Genomic DNA, 15663 nt, shown 5'->3' with positions numbered 1-15663 from the left:
GGGTCAGCGGCGGACCGCGTCCAGCGCGTCCACGATTCCGGCTCCGTAGAAGCCGTTGTACTGCTTGCCGCCCTCGCAGACCGCGTCGATCGTGCCGTCACCGTTGTAGTCGTACGGCGCACCGCACGCGGTGGCGTCGGCCTGCTGCGTCAGCATCCGCTTCACCTGGGCCGGAGAGGCGTACGGGTGCGTCGACTTGATCAGCGCCACGACGCCCGCGACATGCGGGGAGGCCATGGACGTACCGGCCTTGTAGCCGAACTTGCCGCCCGGCAGCGTGGACAGGATCAGTCCGCTGGTGGCCGGCGGTTCCGGGGCCTGGTAGACCGTCGAGTCGCCGCCCGGGGCGGACACGTCGATGATCCCGCGGCCGTAGTTGGAGTACGAGGACTTGAGGCCCTTGGCGCCGGTGGCGGAGACCGTCACGACTCCCGGCAGCATCGTCGGAATGTCCAGGCACTCGCGCGGGTTGATCGTGCGGGTGACCGTCTCCGTGTCGTTCGGGCTGGTCACGTCCTCGATCTCGTCGGCGGCGAGGTCGTGCTTGGAGTTGCCGGCCGCGGCGACGTTGACGGTTCCGCGGCGCTCGGCGTACTTGGAGGCGCGGCCGACCGCCTCGACCAGGGCGCCCTGGTCCGGGTCGTTCTTGCAGTTGAACAGCCACGGGTCGGTGTAGTAGCTGTTGTTGGTCACATCGACACCGTGCTCGGCGGCCCAGACGAAGCCGCAGACGACGGACTCGGCGTAGAAGAAGCCGCCCGGGTTCGACACCTTGATGCCGGAGACCTTCACACCCGGCGCGACACCGGTCACGCCGACGCCGTTCTTCGCCGCGGCTATGGTGCCCGCCACATGCGTGCCGTGGTCGCTCTCGCCCGCCGCCGGACGCCAGGATCCGGCGGTGGTGTCCGGCGCACCGGAGACACAGTTGGCCGAGGCCGCGCGGTCGAAGTTGGGGGCCAGGTCCGGGTGCGTGTCGTCGACACCCGTGTCGATCACGGCGACGGTCACGCGCTTGGAGCCGAGCGACTTCTCGTGCGCCTTGTCCGCCTTGATCGCGGGCAGGTCCCACTGGAGGGGCTCCAGCGGGTCCTGCCCGGCGGTCGCCTGTCCGGCGGCGGCCGCCGCCTGCGCCGCGGTGAGCGGCTGCGCGACCGCGCCGACGTCCTTCGTGGCCTGCGGCACGATCGGGTTGGTGCGGGTCGCACCGGCCGACTCGACACCCCGGGCCCGCCGGATGGTGTCGCCGAAGTCGGGGTTCTGCGAGTGGACGACGATGACGCCTATCTGCTCGTAGGCGATCACGATCGTGCCACCGGCCTTGGCTATCGCCTTCTTCACCTGCTTGACGGTGCCGTGACCGCCCTTGGTGTTGACGACGTAGGACAGCTTGGGCCCGTCCGCCGGGACGGCCGCCGACACCTCGCCCGTGGGAGCGGCCGTGGCCGTCGCAGCGGGGAGGAAGCCGATCGAGGCCGTGAGTGCGAGTCCGACGGGCAGCGCGAGTGCGCGGGTCCGTCTGGATGCCAGATGAGCCATGGGTTCTCCACATCATCCGTGCCAGTCGACCGGACACCTGGCGTGTTCGGTCGAGTACATGACGAGTGAAGTTATCGCTGATCATCCCGGGACATCAATGCATATGGGTAAGTGAGTTCGAAGAGTGTGCCGGTCGGTGTGGTGCGAACAGGTGAGCAGGAGACGGAGAAAGCGGCGGTGAACCGCTTCGTCGTCCTCTCCGTGCCGTTGTCAGGGGAGTCGCTCCATCCTCTCCCGGACCGAGGTTCCCCCTGTGAAAACCACCGTCACCCCCACCACCGCACCCGCGTCGCGAGGAGATTCCGTGGCTACCGATGCACCGCCGCCCAAGGGCAGTACGGACGACAGCCCTGCCCAGCCCACGACCGAGGCGTTCGTCGCGGTGCAGGACAGCGCGGAGTTCTCCGAACTGCGCCGGGCGCACCGTTCGTTCGCCTTCCCGCTGACCATCGCCTTCGTCACCTGGTACCTCCTCTACGTGCTGCTCTGCAACTACGCGGGCGGCTTCATGAGCACCAAGGTCGTCGGGAACATCAACATGGCGCTCGTCTTCGGGCTCGCCCAGTTCGCCACCACGTTCCTCATCGCCTGGCTGTACTCCCGCCACGCCGCCCGCAGTCTCGACCCGAAGGCCGAAGCGATCAAGTCCCGTATGGAGGCCGACGCATGAGCGCCGCCCATGTCGCGTACCCCACCGTCCAGCTCGCCGCCGAAGGGGCGAGCGAGCACCGGACGCTGATCATCACCCTGTTCGCCGTCTTCGTCGTCGCCACCCTCTTCATCACGGTGTGGGCCGGCCGCCAGACCAAGAGCGCCGCCGACTTCTACGCGGGCGGGCGGCAGTTCACCGGATTCCAGAACGGCCTCGCGGTCTCCGGCGACTACATGTCCGCCGCGTCCTTCCTCGGCATCGCGGGCGCCATCGCGCTCTTCGGCTACGACGGCTTCCTGTACTCCATCGGCTTCCTCGTCGCCTGGCTCGTCGCCCTGCTCCTGGTCGCGGAACCGCTGCGCAACTCCGGCCGCTACACGATGGGCGACGTCCTCGCGTACCGCATGCGCCAGCGCCCCGTCCGGACCGCCGCCGGCGCCTCCACCATCGTCGTCTCGATCTTCTACCTGCTGGCACAGATGGCCGGTGCCGGTGTCCTCGTCTCGCTGCTGCTCGGCATCACCAGCGACGGCGGGAAGATCGCCATCGTCGCGCTGGTCGGCCTGCTCATGATCGTGTACGTCACCATCGGCGGTATGAAGGGCACCACCTGGGTGCAGATGGTCAAGGCCGTCCTGCTGATCGTGGGCACCCTGCTCATCACCTTCCTGATCCTGCTGAAGTTCGACTTCAACATCTCCGACCTGCTCGGCACGGCCGCGAGCAACAGCGGCAAGGGCTCGGCGTTCCTGGAACCCGGCCTCAAGTACGGTGCCACCGGCACCTCGAAGCTGGACTTCCTCTCGCTCGGCATCGCCCTGGTCCTCGGTACGGCCGGCCTGCCGCACATCCTGATCCGCTTCTACACGGTCCCCACCGCGAAGGCCGCCCGTAAGTCCGTCAACTGGGCGATCGGCATCATCGGCGCCTTCTACCTGATGACGATCGTGCTCGGCTTCGGCGCCGCGGCCCTGCTCAAGCCCGGCGACATCATCGCCTCGAACAAGGCCGGGAACACCGCGGCCCCGCTGGCCGCACTGGAGATCGGCGGCGGCTCCGGATCCACGGGCGGAGCCATCCTGCTCGCCGTGATCTCCGCCGTCGCCTTCGCGACCATCCTCGCCGTCGTCGCCGGACTGACCCTGGCCTCCTCGTCGTCGTTCGCGCACGACATCTACGCCAACGTCATCCGCAAGGGGAAGGCCACCGAGAAGGAAGAGGTCCGCGCCGCGAAGTGGGCCACCGTCGCCATCGGCATCGTCTCCATCGCCCTGGGCGCCATGGCCCGCGACCTGAACGTGGCCGGACTCGTCGCCCTGGCCTTCGCGGTCGCCGCGTCGGCCAACCTGCCGACGATCCTGTACAGCCTGTTCTGGAAGCGCTTCACCACCCAGGGCGCCCTCTGGTCCATCTACGGGGGCCTCGCCTCGTCCGTCCTGCTGGTGCTGTTCTCGCCGGTCGTCTCCTCGAAGCCCTCCTCGATGTTCCCCGGCGTCGACTTCGCCTGGTTCCCGCTGGAGAACCCCGGCCTGATCTCCATCCCGCTGGGCTTCCTGCTCGGCTGGATCGGCTCACTGATCTCCAAGGAGGAGCCCGACCAGGGCAAGTACGCCGAGCTGGAGGTCAAGTCCCTCACCGGCGTCGGAGCCCACTGAGCGCGGAGATTCACCGGAACGTTCGGCCCATCGGCCACCGTCCGGCGACGGCCGCGTCGTAGAGTCCTACGACGCGGCCGCGCCGCGCCTCGTGCCAATCGGGCCCTGTCGATGTCACAGGTCTCACGTAGTCTCGGAAGAGTCAGAAACCGTAACCGCGCACACCGCCGGGGGAGGGGGCCCACAGTGCTCATCGACACATACGACAGGGTCGCCACCGACCTGCGCGTCTCACTGACCGACAAGTGCAACCTCCGCTGCACCTACTGCATGCCCGAAGAGGGCCTGCAGTGGCTGGGCAGGAGCGAACTGCTCTCCGACGACGAGATCGTCCGGCTGATCCGCGTCGCCGTCACCGCGCTGGGCATCACCGAAGTCCGCTTCACCGGCGGCGAGCCGCTGCTGCGCCCCGGCCTCGTCTCCATCGTCGAGCAGTGCGCCGCGCTCACCCCGCGCCCCCGGATGTCGCTCACGACCAACGGCATCGGACTCAAGCGGACCGCCGCCGCCCTGAAGGACGCCGGACTCGACCGGGTCAATGTCTCGCTGGACACCCTGCGCCCCGATGTCTTCAAGACGCTCACCCGCCGCGCCCGGCACCAGGACGTCCTGGACGGTCTCGACGCCGCCCGCGAAGCCGGACTCGCCCCGGTCAAGGTCAACTCCGTCCTGATGCCCGGACTCAACGACGACGAGGCCCCCGACCTGCTCGCCTGGGCCGTGGACAACGGGTACGAGCTCCGCTTCATCGAGCAGATGCCGCTGGACGCCCAGCACGGCTGGAAGCGCGACGGCATGATCACCGCAGGTGACATCCTGGCCTCGCTGCGTACGCGCTTCACCCTCACCGCCGAGGAGGCGGATGCCCGCGGCTCCGCCCCCGCCGAGCGCTGGACGGTGGACGGCGGCCCGCACCGCGTCGGTGTGATCGCCTCCGTGACCCGCCCGTTCTGCCGGGCCTGCGACCGCACCCGGCTCACCGCCGACGGACAGGTCCGCACCTGTCTCTTCGCCCGCGAGGAGACCGATCTGCGGGGCGCCCTGCGCTCGGGGGCACCGGACGAGGAGATCGTCCGGCTCTGGGAGCTCGCGATGTGGGGCAAGAAGGCCGGCTCCGGACTCGACGACCCGTCCTTCCTCCAGCCCGACCGGCCGATGTCGGCGATCGGCGGCTGAGGCGGGCGGGCAGCGGCGCCCGGCGATCACTGATCCGTGGCCGAGGACTCCCACTCCTCCAGCGTGACGACGTCCTTCAGGAATCCCCGCACACCGAGGAACGAGGACAGATGCTCCCGGTGCTCGTCACAGGCCAGCCAGGTCTTGCGGCGCTCGGGGGTGTGCAGCTTGGGGTTGTTCCAGGCGAGCACCCACACCGCGGCGGAGCGGCAGCCCTTGGCGGAACAGATCGGTGCACCGGCGGCGCTTTCGGCGGAAGTCCGGAGGAAGTTCACGGATCAACCCTAACGGCCTCGCTCGGCCGCACATCAGGGCCATGGAGCGACTTCTGACGCATCCCCGCCGGAGAAAGGGCGACGCCGAGCAGCCACGGGGGGAGCTGCCCGGCGTCGGTCCGTCGCTCCGACGGGGGATGCGGAGCGCCTACAAAGTATGTCATGGGGACCAGGGTGCGGTGCACCGGAACGTCATGATTGATCTGAGGATTTCCTGAGCTTCGCGGGACTTACGGGCTCAACTGTGCTCGTGCGGATGCCGGGCCTGGCCGGCCACTCCGTCCGGACCGCCGGATTCCGTCGAACCGGCCGCCGGAGCCGTCTCGACGGCGGGCAGCACGGGCGCCGGTACGAAGGTCGACGGCAGCGAAGGAGCGTTCTCCCGGCCCGCGTTGGCGATGACCACCGCGATGTACGGCAGCAGCACCCCCAGGACGAGACCCACGATCGCGACATGCCGCTCGACGTTCCACAGCACCGCCGCCAGCACCACCGACACGGTGCGCACGGACATGGAGATCACATAGCGACGCTGTCTGCCGCGCACGTCGTCGGCCAGCCCCTGACGTGCCCCCGTGATCCGGAAGACCTCCGCACCGTGCTGCTTCCGCATCCTGTTCCACCGCCAGATCGCTGTGCCGGACTCTCCCGGACCGGGCCGCGTCCACGGTACGCCGGGCACCCGCCGGGCACGAGACCGGGGCGCGCCAAATGGCCCACGGCAGCCCCGCCGCCCCATCCGTCCACCCGCCGCCTGTCTCCCCGCCCCGTGTCCCCGCCCCGTTCGGGCCCTTCCGGAATGCGGCGTACCGGGGAGCGGCCGAGACTGGGCGGACGCGCACACCGCGCCGCACGAGGAGGCGAAATGAGCTGGTTGTGGGCAATCATCGTGGGTCTGGTGCTCGGTCTGATCGCCAAGGCGATCCTCCCGGGCAAGCAGAACATCCCGCTCTGGCTGACGACTGTCTTCGGCATCCTCGGCAGCATCCTCGGCAACGCCGTGGCGACCTGGATCGGTGTCAACGACACCAAGGGCATCGACTGGACGCGCCATCTGCTCCAGCTGATCGGCGCCGTGGCCGTCGTCGGGGTCGGCGACATGCTCTGGGCGTCGATCCGGGGCAACAGACAGAGGACCTGACCCGCACGGGCCGGCGGCGGCCGTACCGCGCCCGACGGCACCGCGCCCGACAGCACCGCGGCCGGTACACGCCTCAGGCGTGTACCGGCCGCGGTGCCGTGCGCGCATGCCCTGCGGGCTCAGCCGCCCGTGACCTCGACGGCCGCCAGGTTCTTCTTGCCCCGGCGCAGTACCAGCCAGCGCCCGTGCAGCAGTTCCTCCTGGGCCGGGGCGCTCTCGCCGTCGGTGACCTTGACGTTGTTCACGTAGGCCCCGCCCTCCTTGACCGTACGGCGGGCCCCCGACTTGCTCGGCGCCAGGCCGACCTCCACCAGGAGGTCCACCACCGGGCCCAGCTCGGTCACCCGGGCGTGCGGCACCTCGGAGAGCGCCGCGCTCAGCGTCGCCCCGTCCAGTTCGCCCAGCTCACCCTGGCCGAACAGCGCCTTCGACGCCGCGATGACCGCCGCGCACTGCGCCTCGCCGTGCACCAGGGTGGTCAGCTCCTCGGCCAGCGCGCGCTGTGCCGAACGGGCCTGCGGCCGCTCCTCGGTCAGCCGCTCCAGCTCTTCGAGCTCCTCGCGGCCGCGGAAGCTGAGGATGCGCATGTACCGGGAGATGTCCCGGTCGTCCACGTTCAGCCAGAACTGGTAGAACGCGTACGGCGTCGTCATCTCCGGGTCGAGCCAGACGGCACCGCTCTCGGACTTGCCGAACTTGGTGCCGTCCGCCTTGACCATCAGCGGCGTCGCCAGCGCGTGCACGGTGGCACCCGGCTCCAGGCGGTGGATCAGGTCGATGCCCGCGGTGAGGTTGCCCCACTGGTCGCTGCCGCCCTGCTGGAGGACACAGCCGTGGCGCCGGTACAGCTCCAGGAAGTCCATGCCCTGGAGCAGCTGGTAGCTGAACTCCGTGTAGCTGATGCCCTCCTGCGACTCCAGCCGGCGGGCGACCGAGTCCTTGGTGAGCATCTTGTTGACCCGGAAGTGCTTGCCGATGTCCCGCAGGAACTCGATCGCGGACATCCCCGCGGTCCAGTCCAGGTTGTTCACCATCGTGGCGGCGTTGGGGCCCTCGAACGCGAGGAACGGCTGGATCTGCTGCCGCAGCTCCTGCGCCCACCGGGCGATGGTCTCCGGGTCGTTCAGCGTGCGCTCGGCGGTGGGCCGGGGGTCACCGATCTGACCGGTGGCCCCGCCCATCAGGGCGATCGGACGGTGACCGGCCTGCTGGAGCCGGCGCATGGTGAGCACCTGCACGAGATGGCCGACATGCAGACTCGCCGCCGTGGGGTCGAAGCCGCAATAGTAGGTGACAGGACCGTCCGCGAGAGCCTTGCGCAATGCGTCCTCGTCAGTGGACTGGGCGAACAGCCCGCGCCACTTCAGCTCGTCGACGATGTCCATCACGGTCCTGTGTCTCCCTGCCTGTATGGATGGTGCACCGGCCAGTCTAGAGGGCCGGTCCGTCCGCGATGACGGACCGGCCCCGGGCGGCTCACACGCCCGGACTGACCGAGCTCATGTTGAAGTCCGGGATGCGCAGCGCCGGCATGGCCGCCCGGGTGAACCAGTCGCCCCACTCGCGCGGCAGCGTCTTCTCTGTGCGCCCCGCCTCGGACGCCCGGGACAGCAGATCGACGGGCGACTCGTTGAAGCGGAAGTTGTTCACCTCGCCGATCACCTCGCCGTCCTCCACCAGATACACCCCGTCCCTGGTCAGCCCGGTCAGCAGCAGCGTCGCCGGGTCGACCTCCCGGATGTACCAGAGGCAGGTCAGCAGCAGGGCCCGCCCGGTCGTCGCGGCCACCATCTCCTCCAGCGACCGCTCACCGCCGCCGTCGAGCAGCAGGTTGTCGATGGCCGGGGCGACCGGCTGCCCGGTCAGGCCCGCGGTGTGCCGGGTGGTCGTCAGCCGCTCCAGCCGGCCGTCCTTCACCCAGTCCGTCGGCGCCAGCGGCAGCCCGTTGTCGAAGACCGAAGCGCTGTCCCCGGAGGAGTGCGCGATCACGAACGGTGCCGCCTCCAGGCCCGGCGCGTACGGATCGCTGCGCAGGGTCAGCGGCAGCGGCGACAGTTTCTCGCCGAGCCGGGTCCCGCCGCCCGGCTCGGAGAAGACCGTGCGGCCCTCGGCGGCATCCCGCGCCGTGGACGACCAGAGCTGGTAGATCAGCAGGTCGGCCACGGCGGTCGGCGGCAGCAGCGTCTCGTACCGCCCGGCGGGCAGCTCGATACGGCGCTCGGCCCAGCGGAGCCGCTGCGCCAGTTCCGCGTCCAGGGCCGCCGGGTCGACGTCCTTGAAGTCCCGCGTCGCCCGGCCCGCCCAGGCGGACCTGGTCCGGTCGGGGGACTTGGCGTTCAGTTCCAGCGTGCCGTTCGGCTGGTCGTGGCGCAGCCGCAGCCCCGTCGACGTACCGACGTACGTCGAGGTCAGCTCGTGGTTGGCGAACCCGTACAGCTCCCGGCCGCCCGACCGGGCGCGGGCGAAGGCGTCGCCGAGCGCCGGGGCGAAGTCGGCGAAGACCTCCGAGCCCGTCTCGGCCGGCGCGTCCGTGAAGTCGGGGGAGGCGGGAACACCGGAGACCAGCGGCTGCGCGTCCTCGGCCGGACCGGCCCCGCGTGCGGCGGCCTCGGCGGCGCGGACGAGCGGCTCCAGGTCGTCCGCGGTGACGGCGGACCGGGACACGACACCGGAGGCCGTCCCCTCGGCGCCGTCGACCGTCGCGATGACGGTCAGGGTGCGTCCCCGGGTCACGCCGTTCGTGGTCAGCGCGTTGCCGGCCCAGCGCAGATTGGCGGAGGAGTTCTCGTCCGCTATCACGACGCACCCGTCGGCGGTGGACAGACCGAGGGCCCGCTCGACGATCTCGTGCGGCTTGCTGACGCGGCTCATCGTCCGGCCTCCTGCGTCGTGTTGGGACGGTGCTGCTCCGGGGGGCGACCCCCGGGCCCCCGGCCGGTTCCGTGGTGAACGCTCATCGTCCGGCCTCCTGCGTCGTGTTGAGGATGTTCACGCCCCGGAAGAGGGCGGAGGGGCAGCCGTGCGAGACGGCCGCGACCTGACCCGGCTGGGCCTTGCCGCAGTTGAACGCGCCGCCCAGGACGTAGGTCTGCGGGCCGCCGACCTTCTCCATCGAGCCCCAGAAGTCCGTGGTCGTCGCCTGGTAGGCCACGTCGCGGAGCTGGCCGGCCAGCCTGCCGTTCTCGATCCGGAAGAAGCGCTGCCCGGTGAACTGGAAGTTGTAGCGCTGCATGTCGATCGACCAGGACCGGTCGCCGACCACATAGATCCCGCGCTCCACCCCGCCGATCAGGTCCTCCGTGGACAGCCCGCCGGGATCCGGCCGCAGCGACACGTTCGCCATGCGCTGTACGGGGACATGGCCCGGCGAGTCCGCGTACGCGCAGCCGTTGGACCGGCCGAGCCCCGTCAGCTTCGCGATCCGCCGGTCCAGCTGGTAGCCCACCAGCGTGCCGTCCTTGACCAGGTCCCAGGACTGGGCCTCGACGCCCTCGTCGTCGTACCCGATGGTCGCGAGCCCGTGCTCGGCGGTGCGGTCGCCCGTCACATTCATCACGGGGGAGCCGTACGCCAGCTTGCCCAGCTGGTCGAACGTGGCGAACGAGGTCCCGGCGTACGCCGCCTCGTACCCCAGCGCCCGGTCCAGCTCGGTGGCGTGGCCGATCGACTCATGGATGGTCAGCCAGAGGTTCGACGGGTCGACGACCAGGTCGTACGTCCCCGGTTCGACGCTCGGCGCCCGCATCTTCTCGGCAAGCAGCCCCGGGATCCGCTCCAGCTCCGCGTCCCAGTCCCAGCCGGTCCCGGTGAGGTACTCCCAGCCCCGGCCCGCCGGCGGGGCGATCGTCCGCATCGAGTCGAACTCGCCCGTCGTCCCGTCCACGGCGACCGCCGTGAACTGGGGGTGCAGCCGCACGCGCTGCTGGGTGGTGACGGTACCGGCCGTGTCCGCGTAGAACTTGTTCTCGTGGACGGTCATCAGGGACGCGTCGACATGCGCGACCCCGTCCGCGCCGAGGAGCCGGCCGCTCCACTCCGCGAGCAGCCCCGCCTTCTCCTCGTCCGGTACGGAGAAGGGGTCGACGTCGTACGCGGAGACCCAGGTCCGCTCACCGTGCACCGGCTCGTCCGCCAGTTCGACCCGCTCGTCCGAACCCGCCGCCGCGATCACCTTCGCCGACAGCTTCGCCATGGCGACGGCCTGCGAGGCCACCTTCGCCGCCGCGTCCATCGTCAGATCGACACCCGAGGCGAAGCCCCACGCCCCGCCGTGCACGACCCGGACCGCGTACCCGAGATCCGTAACGTCCGAAGCCCCGGCGGGCCGGGCGTCCCGCAGCCGCCAGGACGCGCTGCGCACCCGCTCGAACCGGAAGTCGGCATGCACGGAACCCAGCGCGCGGGCGCGGGCCAGCGCCGCGTCGGCGAGGGCGCGCAGCGGCAGGGCCAGGAACGACTGATCTACCTCATGAGGCACAGGGGATTCCCTTCTCGATACACCACGGCAGTGAACCACGCCGGAGGGTGACCGCACGGTGGTTATCGGCCGGTGCCCGCACGCTCCCCGTCGCGGAGCCGGCCGGAGACCGATCTGTAGGAACCCCACAGCACCCTGGACAAGCCACTGTCAGGGCCCGATTCCTCGATCGGTGCGTGGTACCGATAGGTTTTCGAGGTACCAGACAGCCAAGGAAAGGGTGATCCGTTGAGCCGCTCGGTTCTCGTCACCGGAGGAAACCGGGGCATCGGCCTCGCCATCGCCCGCGCTTTCGCCGACAACGGCGACAAGGTCGCGATCACCTACCGCTCCGGCGAGCCGCCCCAGGTCCTCACCGAGGCGGGCTGCCTCGCGGTCCGCTGCGACATCACGGACACCGAGCAGGTGGAGCAGGCCTACAAGGAGATCGAGGAGAAGCACGGTCCCGTCGAGGTGCTGGTCGCCAACGCCGGTATCACCAAGGACCAGTTGCTCATGCGGATGTCCGAGGAGGACTTCACGTCCGTCCTCGACACCAACCTCACCGGCACCTTCCGGGTCGTCAAGCGCGCCAACCGCGGCATGCTGCGCGCCAAGAAGGGCCGCGTTGTCCTGATCTCCTCGGTCGTCGGCCTCCTGGGCTCGGCGGGCCAGGCGAACTACGCCGCCTCCAAGGCCGGTCTGGTCGGTTTCGCCCGGTCGCTGTCCCGCGAGCTCGGTTCGCGGAACATCACCTTCAACGTCGTCGCCCCCGGTTTTGTCGACACCGACATGACCCAGGCACTCACCGAGGAGCAGCGCAAGGGCATCGTGTCCCAGGTGCCGCTCGGCCGCTACGCGCAGCCCGGGGAGATCGCCGCCGCGGTGCGCTTCCTCGCCTCCGACGACGCGTCGTACATCACTGGAGCCGTCATCCCCGTTGACGGCGGATTGGGCATGGGTCACTGATCACCATGAGCGGAATTCTCGACGGCAAGCGCATCCTGATCACCGGGGTGCTGATGGAGTCGTCCATCGCGTTCCACACCGCGAAGGTGGCCCAGGAGCAGGGTGCCGAAGTCATCCTGACCGCCTTTCCCCGGCCCACGCTCACCGAGCGCATCGCCAAGAAGCTGCCCAAGCCGGCCAAGGTCATCGAGCTGGACGTGACCAGCACGGAGCACCTGGACCGCCTCGCCGGTCTGGTCCGCGACGAGCTCGGCTCGCTGGACGGCGTCGTCCACTCCATCGGCTTCGCGCCGCAGGACGCGCTCGGCGGCAACTTCCTCAACACCCCGTTCGAGTCGGTCGCCACGGCGATGCACGTCTCGGCGTTCTCGCTGAAGTCGCTGGCCATGGCCTGCAAGCCGCTGATGAGCGAGGGCGGTTCGATCGTCGGCCTGACCTTCGACGCCCAGTACGCCTGGCCGCAGTACGACTGGATGGGCCCGGCCAAGGCCGCGCTGGAGGCCACCTCCCGCTACCTCGCCCGTGACCTGGGCAAGGACGGTCTGCGCTGCAACCTGATCTCGGCCGGACCGATCGGCTCCATGGCCGCGAAGTCCATCCCCGGCTTCTCGGAGCTCGCGGACGTCTGGAACCACCGCTCCCCGCTGGCGTGGGACATGTCCGACCCGGAGCCGGCCGGCCGCGGTGTCGTGGCGCTGCTCTCGGACTTCTTCCCGAAGACGACGGGCGAGATCATCCACGTCGACGGTGGCGTGCACATGATGGGTGCCTGACGCCCAGCCCGCCTCCGCGCATCGATGACGGCCTTCGGCCGCGTACCGCAGCACCCGGATTCCCGGGCCGGTACGCGGCCGAAGGCCGTTTCCGCCGGGTTCCGGGTGAGGGCGCCCCCGCGCTCAAGTCGAAAAGATGGTCGATCCACCGCAGAATATGGAGGAACCGGACTTCTGTCAGGCTGCGGGAGGGAGATCGCTGTGCGCCCCACGCGTCGCCGGACCCGTCGCCCCCTGCTGCCGCGGCGCCCCCTGCTCCCGCGCCGGACCCGTGTCCTGCTCGCGGCCTCGCTGGCCGCCGTCGGACTGGCGGTCCCGCTCGGCGTCCACGCCGCGAGCGGGGCCTCCGTCCCCCCGGCACCGGCCGCTCCCGTCCCCGAACCCGCCGGATCCGAGTGCCGTACGACGGTCGACGGCTCCCGGGTCATCGCCCACTGCCACAACCCGTACCCCTCCACCGACCTGGTCCAGCTGCACACCGAGTGCGCCCGCTGGTGGGACGTCGACGCGGACGGTGCGGCGGTCGCGGTGGAGCCGGGGCGGACCGTACGGCTGGAGGACCGCTGCTGGAAGGAGGTCGCCACCGCGTGGGTCAGCCATCGGCCCGGCCCGGCCTGAGAGCGCGCGCCCCGTGCGGACCGCGCGCCCACCAGGGATCACGGGGCAGCGTTCAGACCCGGTCCGCGAGACAGTTCAGCGCGTGCCCCGCGGCCTCGGCCGCCGCCGTCCCGGCGTCCCCGGCCCGGATCGCCTCGACCAGCCGGCCGTGGTCCACGTGGTTCTCCGGCCGCAGCTCCGGGCCCACGTCGTCGCGCAGATACTCGCGCAGCACATCGCCCAGATCCGCGTACAGCCCGGTCAGTACCTCGTTGTGCGAGGCGGCCACCACGGCCAGATGCAGGGTCGCGTCCGCCGCGACGAACGCCTCCGCGTCACCCGCGGCCCAGGTCTCCTCACGCCGCGCCATCAGCGTGTCCAGCTGCTTCAGATCCCGCTCGGTGCGCCGCTCGGCCGCCAGCCGGGCCGCCGAGGACTCCAGCGTCGAACGCAGCTCGGCGATATGGCGGGGATCGGCCGAGGCGAACCGGCGGTGCATCACCCCGGCCAGCTCACTGGTGGCGACCACATACGTGCCGGAGCCCTGCCGGATGTCCAGCAGCCCGTTGTGCGCCAGGGCGCGCACCGCCTCGCGGACGGTGTTGCGGGCCACTCCCAGCTGCTCGACCAGCTCGGGTTCGGTGGGAATCCGCGCACCGACGGGCCACTCGCCCGAGGTGATCTGATTCCTCAGCTGGGCAATCACCTGGTCGGCGAGTGCCGAACGCCGTGGAGACGTCAGCGCCATGCTGCTCCTTGTTCGTGATCCGTGAGGCGTGATCCGTGAAGCCGGGGCCCGATTCTCTCAGGCGGGCGGACGACACCGGAGGATTGGACAATCAATCATCCCATGATTCTATGATGACCTCATGCCCGACGACGACATCCGGACTCTGAGCCACACCACCGAGACCCGCAGCTCCTCCGCCACCCCGGCCGCGCAGTCCCTCCGGACCGCCGACGGGCCCAGCCCATGGCTGCTGCGTCTGGTCGCCCTCGGGCTCGTCCTGGCCGCGCTCAACCTCCGCCCCGCCATCACCAGCCTCGGCGCCCTGCTCGTGGAGGTGCGCGACGGACTGCACATGAGCGGCAGCGTCGCCGGTGTCCTCACCTCCGTACCGCCGCTCTGCTTCGCGGTCTTCGGCGTCATGGCGCCACGCCTCGCCCGCCGGTTCGGCGCGGGCGCCGTCGTCTGCGCGGGCATGGTCGCGATCACCGCGGGTCTGGTGATCCGGCCCTTCATCGGCGGCACGGCGGGCTTCCTCGCCGCCAGCGCCCTGGCCCTGATGGGCATCGCCGTCAGCAACATCCTGATGCCGGTGATCGTCAAGCGCTGGTTCCCGGACCGCGTCGGCAGCATGACCGGCCTCTACTCCATGGCCCTGGCCCTGGGCACCGCGCTCGCCGCGGCGGTCACCGTGCCCCTGACCGACGGACTGGGCGGCAACTGGCAGACCGGGCTGGCGATCTGGGCCGTGCTCGCCGCCGTCGCGGTCCTGGTCTGGATCCCGCTCGCAGGGGACCGGCGCGAGGCCCCCGGACAGGGCGCCCACCGGCGGCAGCAGGCCGCTCCCGTCCTGCGGATCACCCGCAGCCGCACCGCGTGGGGCCTCGCCTGTTTCTTCGGCCTCCAGGCCACCGCCGCGTACATCACCATGGGCTGGATGCCGCAGATCTTCCGGGACGCCGGGGTCTCGGCCGGTACCGCGGGTGTCCTGCTCGCCGTGACCATGGCCATGGGCGTACCGCTCGCCTTCGTCATCCCCCGGGTCGCCGGCCGGATGAAGCACCAGGGCCCGATCGTCGTCGTGCTCGGATTCTGCGGCCTGGCGGGCTACGCGGGCCTCTACCTCGCCCCCGCCGCCGGAGCCTGGGCCTGGGCGGTGCTGCTCGGCATCGCCAACTGCGCCTTCCCGCTCGCCCTCACCATGATCGGCATGCGGTCCCGTACCGGCGCGGGCGTGGTCAGGCTGTCCGCCTTCGCCCAGTCCACCGGCTACCTCATCTCGATCCCGGGCCCGCTGCTCGTCGGCGTGCTTTACCAGCACAGCGGCGGCTGGGGCCTGCCGATCGCCCTGATGGCGGGGCTGATGATTCCGCAGATGGTGGCGGGAGTGCTGGCCGGCCGGGACCGGACGATCGAGGACGAATGCTGAGATGCGAGACTGGCCCCATGCCAGTGCTCGATCCGAATCCCCAGAACGGTCAGAAGAAGTTCCTCCTCGTCCTCGGGGCGATGCTCCTCGTGACGGTGGTCATCGGAGTGATCGCCTCGATCGCCTCACCCTGACGTGGTCACTCCCCCTGATGTGATCGCTTCACCCGACGTGATCGCCCCATCCCGATGCGGTCGCCCGACTCCGGCGGCGTCCGGGGGTGGGGCCAGCACCCCCATCCCCTAGGGGGCCAGGGTCAGGGTGAAGTGGGTGG

At 70.4% G+C, this 15663-nt stretch carries 16 protein-coding genes; 9 read left to right on the top strand and 7 right to left on the bottom strand.

Annotation, left to right across the window (positions count from 1 at the left end; all coding sequences use genetic code 11):
* Positions 1–3: 3 nt before the first annotated feature.
* Positions 4–1539: a S8 family peptidase gene (locus ACIGJO_RS00170; RefSeq protein ID WP_399949692.1), complete on the bottom strand. Its 1536-nt coding sequence runs from the start codon at positions 1537–1539 to the stop codon at positions 4–6.
* A gap of 304 nt (positions 1540–1843) precedes the next feature.
* Here ACIGJO_RS00170 and ACIGJO_RS00165 point away from each other — a divergent pair, with 304 nt between their 5' ends.
* The 3 genes from ACIGJO_RS00165 to moaA all read left to right on the top strand — a co-directional run bounded on the left by ACIGJO_RS00165 (position 1844) and on the right by moaA (position 5022).
* Complete coding sequence (locus ACIGJO_RS00165) at positions 1844–2209, top strand: DUF485 domain-containing protein (RefSeq protein WP_399949689.1); 366 nt, start codon at positions 1844–1846, stop codon at positions 2207–2209.
* Positions 2206–3846 (top strand): cation acetate symporter, encoded by a 1641-nt coding sequence (locus ACIGJO_RS00160; RefSeq protein WP_399949686.1) that lies wholly within the window; start codon positions 2206–2208, stop codon positions 3844–3846. Before ACIGJO_RS00165 ends, ACIGJO_RS00160 begins: the two co-directional genes overlap by 4 nt.
* Positions 3847–4032: 186 nt before the next feature.
* On the top strand, positions 4033–5022 hold the full coding sequence (moaA, locus tag ACIGJO_RS00155; protein WP_399949684.1) for a GTP 3',8-cyclase MoaA: 990 nt from the start codon (positions 4033–4035) through the stop codon (positions 5020–5022).
* 26 nt (positions 5023–5048) lie between these two features.
* Here moaA and ACIGJO_RS00150 read toward each other — a convergent pair whose 3' ends face one another.
* Together ACIGJO_RS00150 and ACIGJO_RS00145 are read right to left on the bottom strand one after the other, a co-directional pair.
* On the bottom strand, positions 5049–5297 hold the full coding sequence (locus ACIGJO_RS00150) for a hypothetical protein (protein ID WP_329942390.1): 249 nt from the start codon (positions 5295–5297) through the stop codon (positions 5049–5051).
* Between the two features lie 238 nt (positions 5298–5535).
* Entirely contained in the window at positions 5536–5910 is a 375-nt protein-coding gene (locus tag ACIGJO_RS00145) for a DUF3099 domain-containing protein (protein WP_399949680.1), read from the bottom strand.
* Positions 5911–6162: 252 nt separating this feature from the next.
* On the opposite strand from ACIGJO_RS00145, the gene ACIGJO_RS00140 reads away from it, so the two are divergent.
* Positions 6163–6438, top strand: coding sequence for a GlsB/YeaQ/YmgE family stress response membrane protein (locus ACIGJO_RS00140; RefSeq protein ID WP_399949677.1), 276 nt, complete (start codon positions 6163–6165; stop codon positions 6436–6438).
* A 119-nt stretch (positions 6439–6557) separates the two neighbouring features.
* Here the strand turns inward: ACIGJO_RS00140 and tyrS are convergent, their stop codons facing one another.
* From tyrS to ACIGJO_RS00125, 3 genes are all read right to left on the bottom strand, one after another.
* Positions 6558–7826 (bottom strand): tyrosine--tRNA ligase, encoded by a 1269-nt coding sequence (tyrS, locus tag ACIGJO_RS00135; protein ID WP_399949674.1) that lies wholly within the window; start codon positions 7824–7826, stop codon positions 6558–6560.
* Between the two features lie 88 nt (positions 7827–7914).
* A complete protein-coding gene (locus ACIGJO_RS00130) occupies positions 7915–9309 on the bottom strand; it encodes a metallopeptidase TldD-related protein (RefSeq protein WP_399949670.1) in 1395 nt (464 codons plus the stop codon).
* 82 nt (positions 9310–9391) lie between these two features.
* Positions 9392–10915 (bottom strand): TldD/PmbA family protein, encoded by a 1524-nt coding sequence (locus tag ACIGJO_RS00125; RefSeq protein WP_399949667.1) that lies wholly within the window; start codon positions 10913–10915, stop codon positions 9392–9394.
* Positions 10916–11143: 228 nt separating this feature from the next.
* Here ACIGJO_RS00125 and fabG point away from each other — a divergent pair, with 228 nt between their 5' ends.
* The 3 genes from fabG to ACIGJO_RS00110 all read left to right on the top strand — a co-directional run bounded on the left by fabG (position 11144) and on the right by ACIGJO_RS00110 (position 13254).
* The gene (fabG, locus tag ACIGJO_RS00120) at positions 11144–11863 is read left to right on the top strand and encodes a 3-oxoacyl-[acyl-carrier-protein] reductase (protein WP_399949663.1); all 720 of its coding nucleotides are present in this window, start codon (positions 11144–11146) and stop codon (positions 11861–11863) included.
* A gap of 5 nt (positions 11864–11868) precedes the next feature.
* The gene (gene fabI, locus ACIGJO_RS00115) at positions 11869–12636 is read left to right on the top strand and encodes an enoyl-ACP reductase FabI (protein ID WP_329942397.1); all 768 of its coding nucleotides are present in this window, start codon (positions 11869–11871) and stop codon (positions 12634–12636) included.
* A gap of 201 nt (positions 12637–12837) precedes the next feature.
* Entirely contained in the window at positions 12838–13254 is a 417-nt protein-coding gene (locus tag ACIGJO_RS00110) for a hypothetical protein (protein ID WP_399949659.1), read from the top strand.
* A gap of 52 nt (positions 13255–13306) precedes the next feature.
* On the opposite strand, the gene ACIGJO_RS00105 is transcribed toward ACIGJO_RS00110, so the two are convergent.
* A complete protein-coding gene (locus ACIGJO_RS00105; RefSeq protein WP_399949656.1) occupies positions 13307–13981 on the bottom strand; it encodes a FadR/GntR family transcriptional regulator in 675 nt (224 codons plus the stop codon).
* 121 nt (positions 13982–14102) lie between these two features.
* Between ACIGJO_RS00105 and ACIGJO_RS00100 the strand changes: the two genes are divergently transcribed.
* Positions 14103–15389, top strand: coding sequence for a CynX/NimT family MFS transporter (locus ACIGJO_RS00100; RefSeq protein ID WP_399949653.1), 1287 nt, complete (start codon positions 14103–14105; stop codon positions 15387–15389).
* A 17-nt stretch (positions 15390–15406) separates the two neighbouring features.
* The gene (locus ACIGJO_RS00095; RefSeq protein ID WP_266929518.1) at positions 15407–15523 is read left to right on the top strand and encodes an SGM_5486 family transporter-associated protein; all 117 of its coding nucleotides are present in this window, start codon (positions 15407–15409) and stop codon (positions 15521–15523) included.
* The last annotated feature ends 140 nt before the right edge of the window (positions 15524–15663 follow it).

The organism is Streptomyces sp. NPDC079020 (assembly GCF_044542225.1).
Lineage (GTDB): Bacteria > Actinomycetota > Actinomycetes > Streptomycetales > Streptomycetaceae > Streptomyces.
This window is presented reverse-complemented; position numbering and strand designations above follow the sequence as displayed.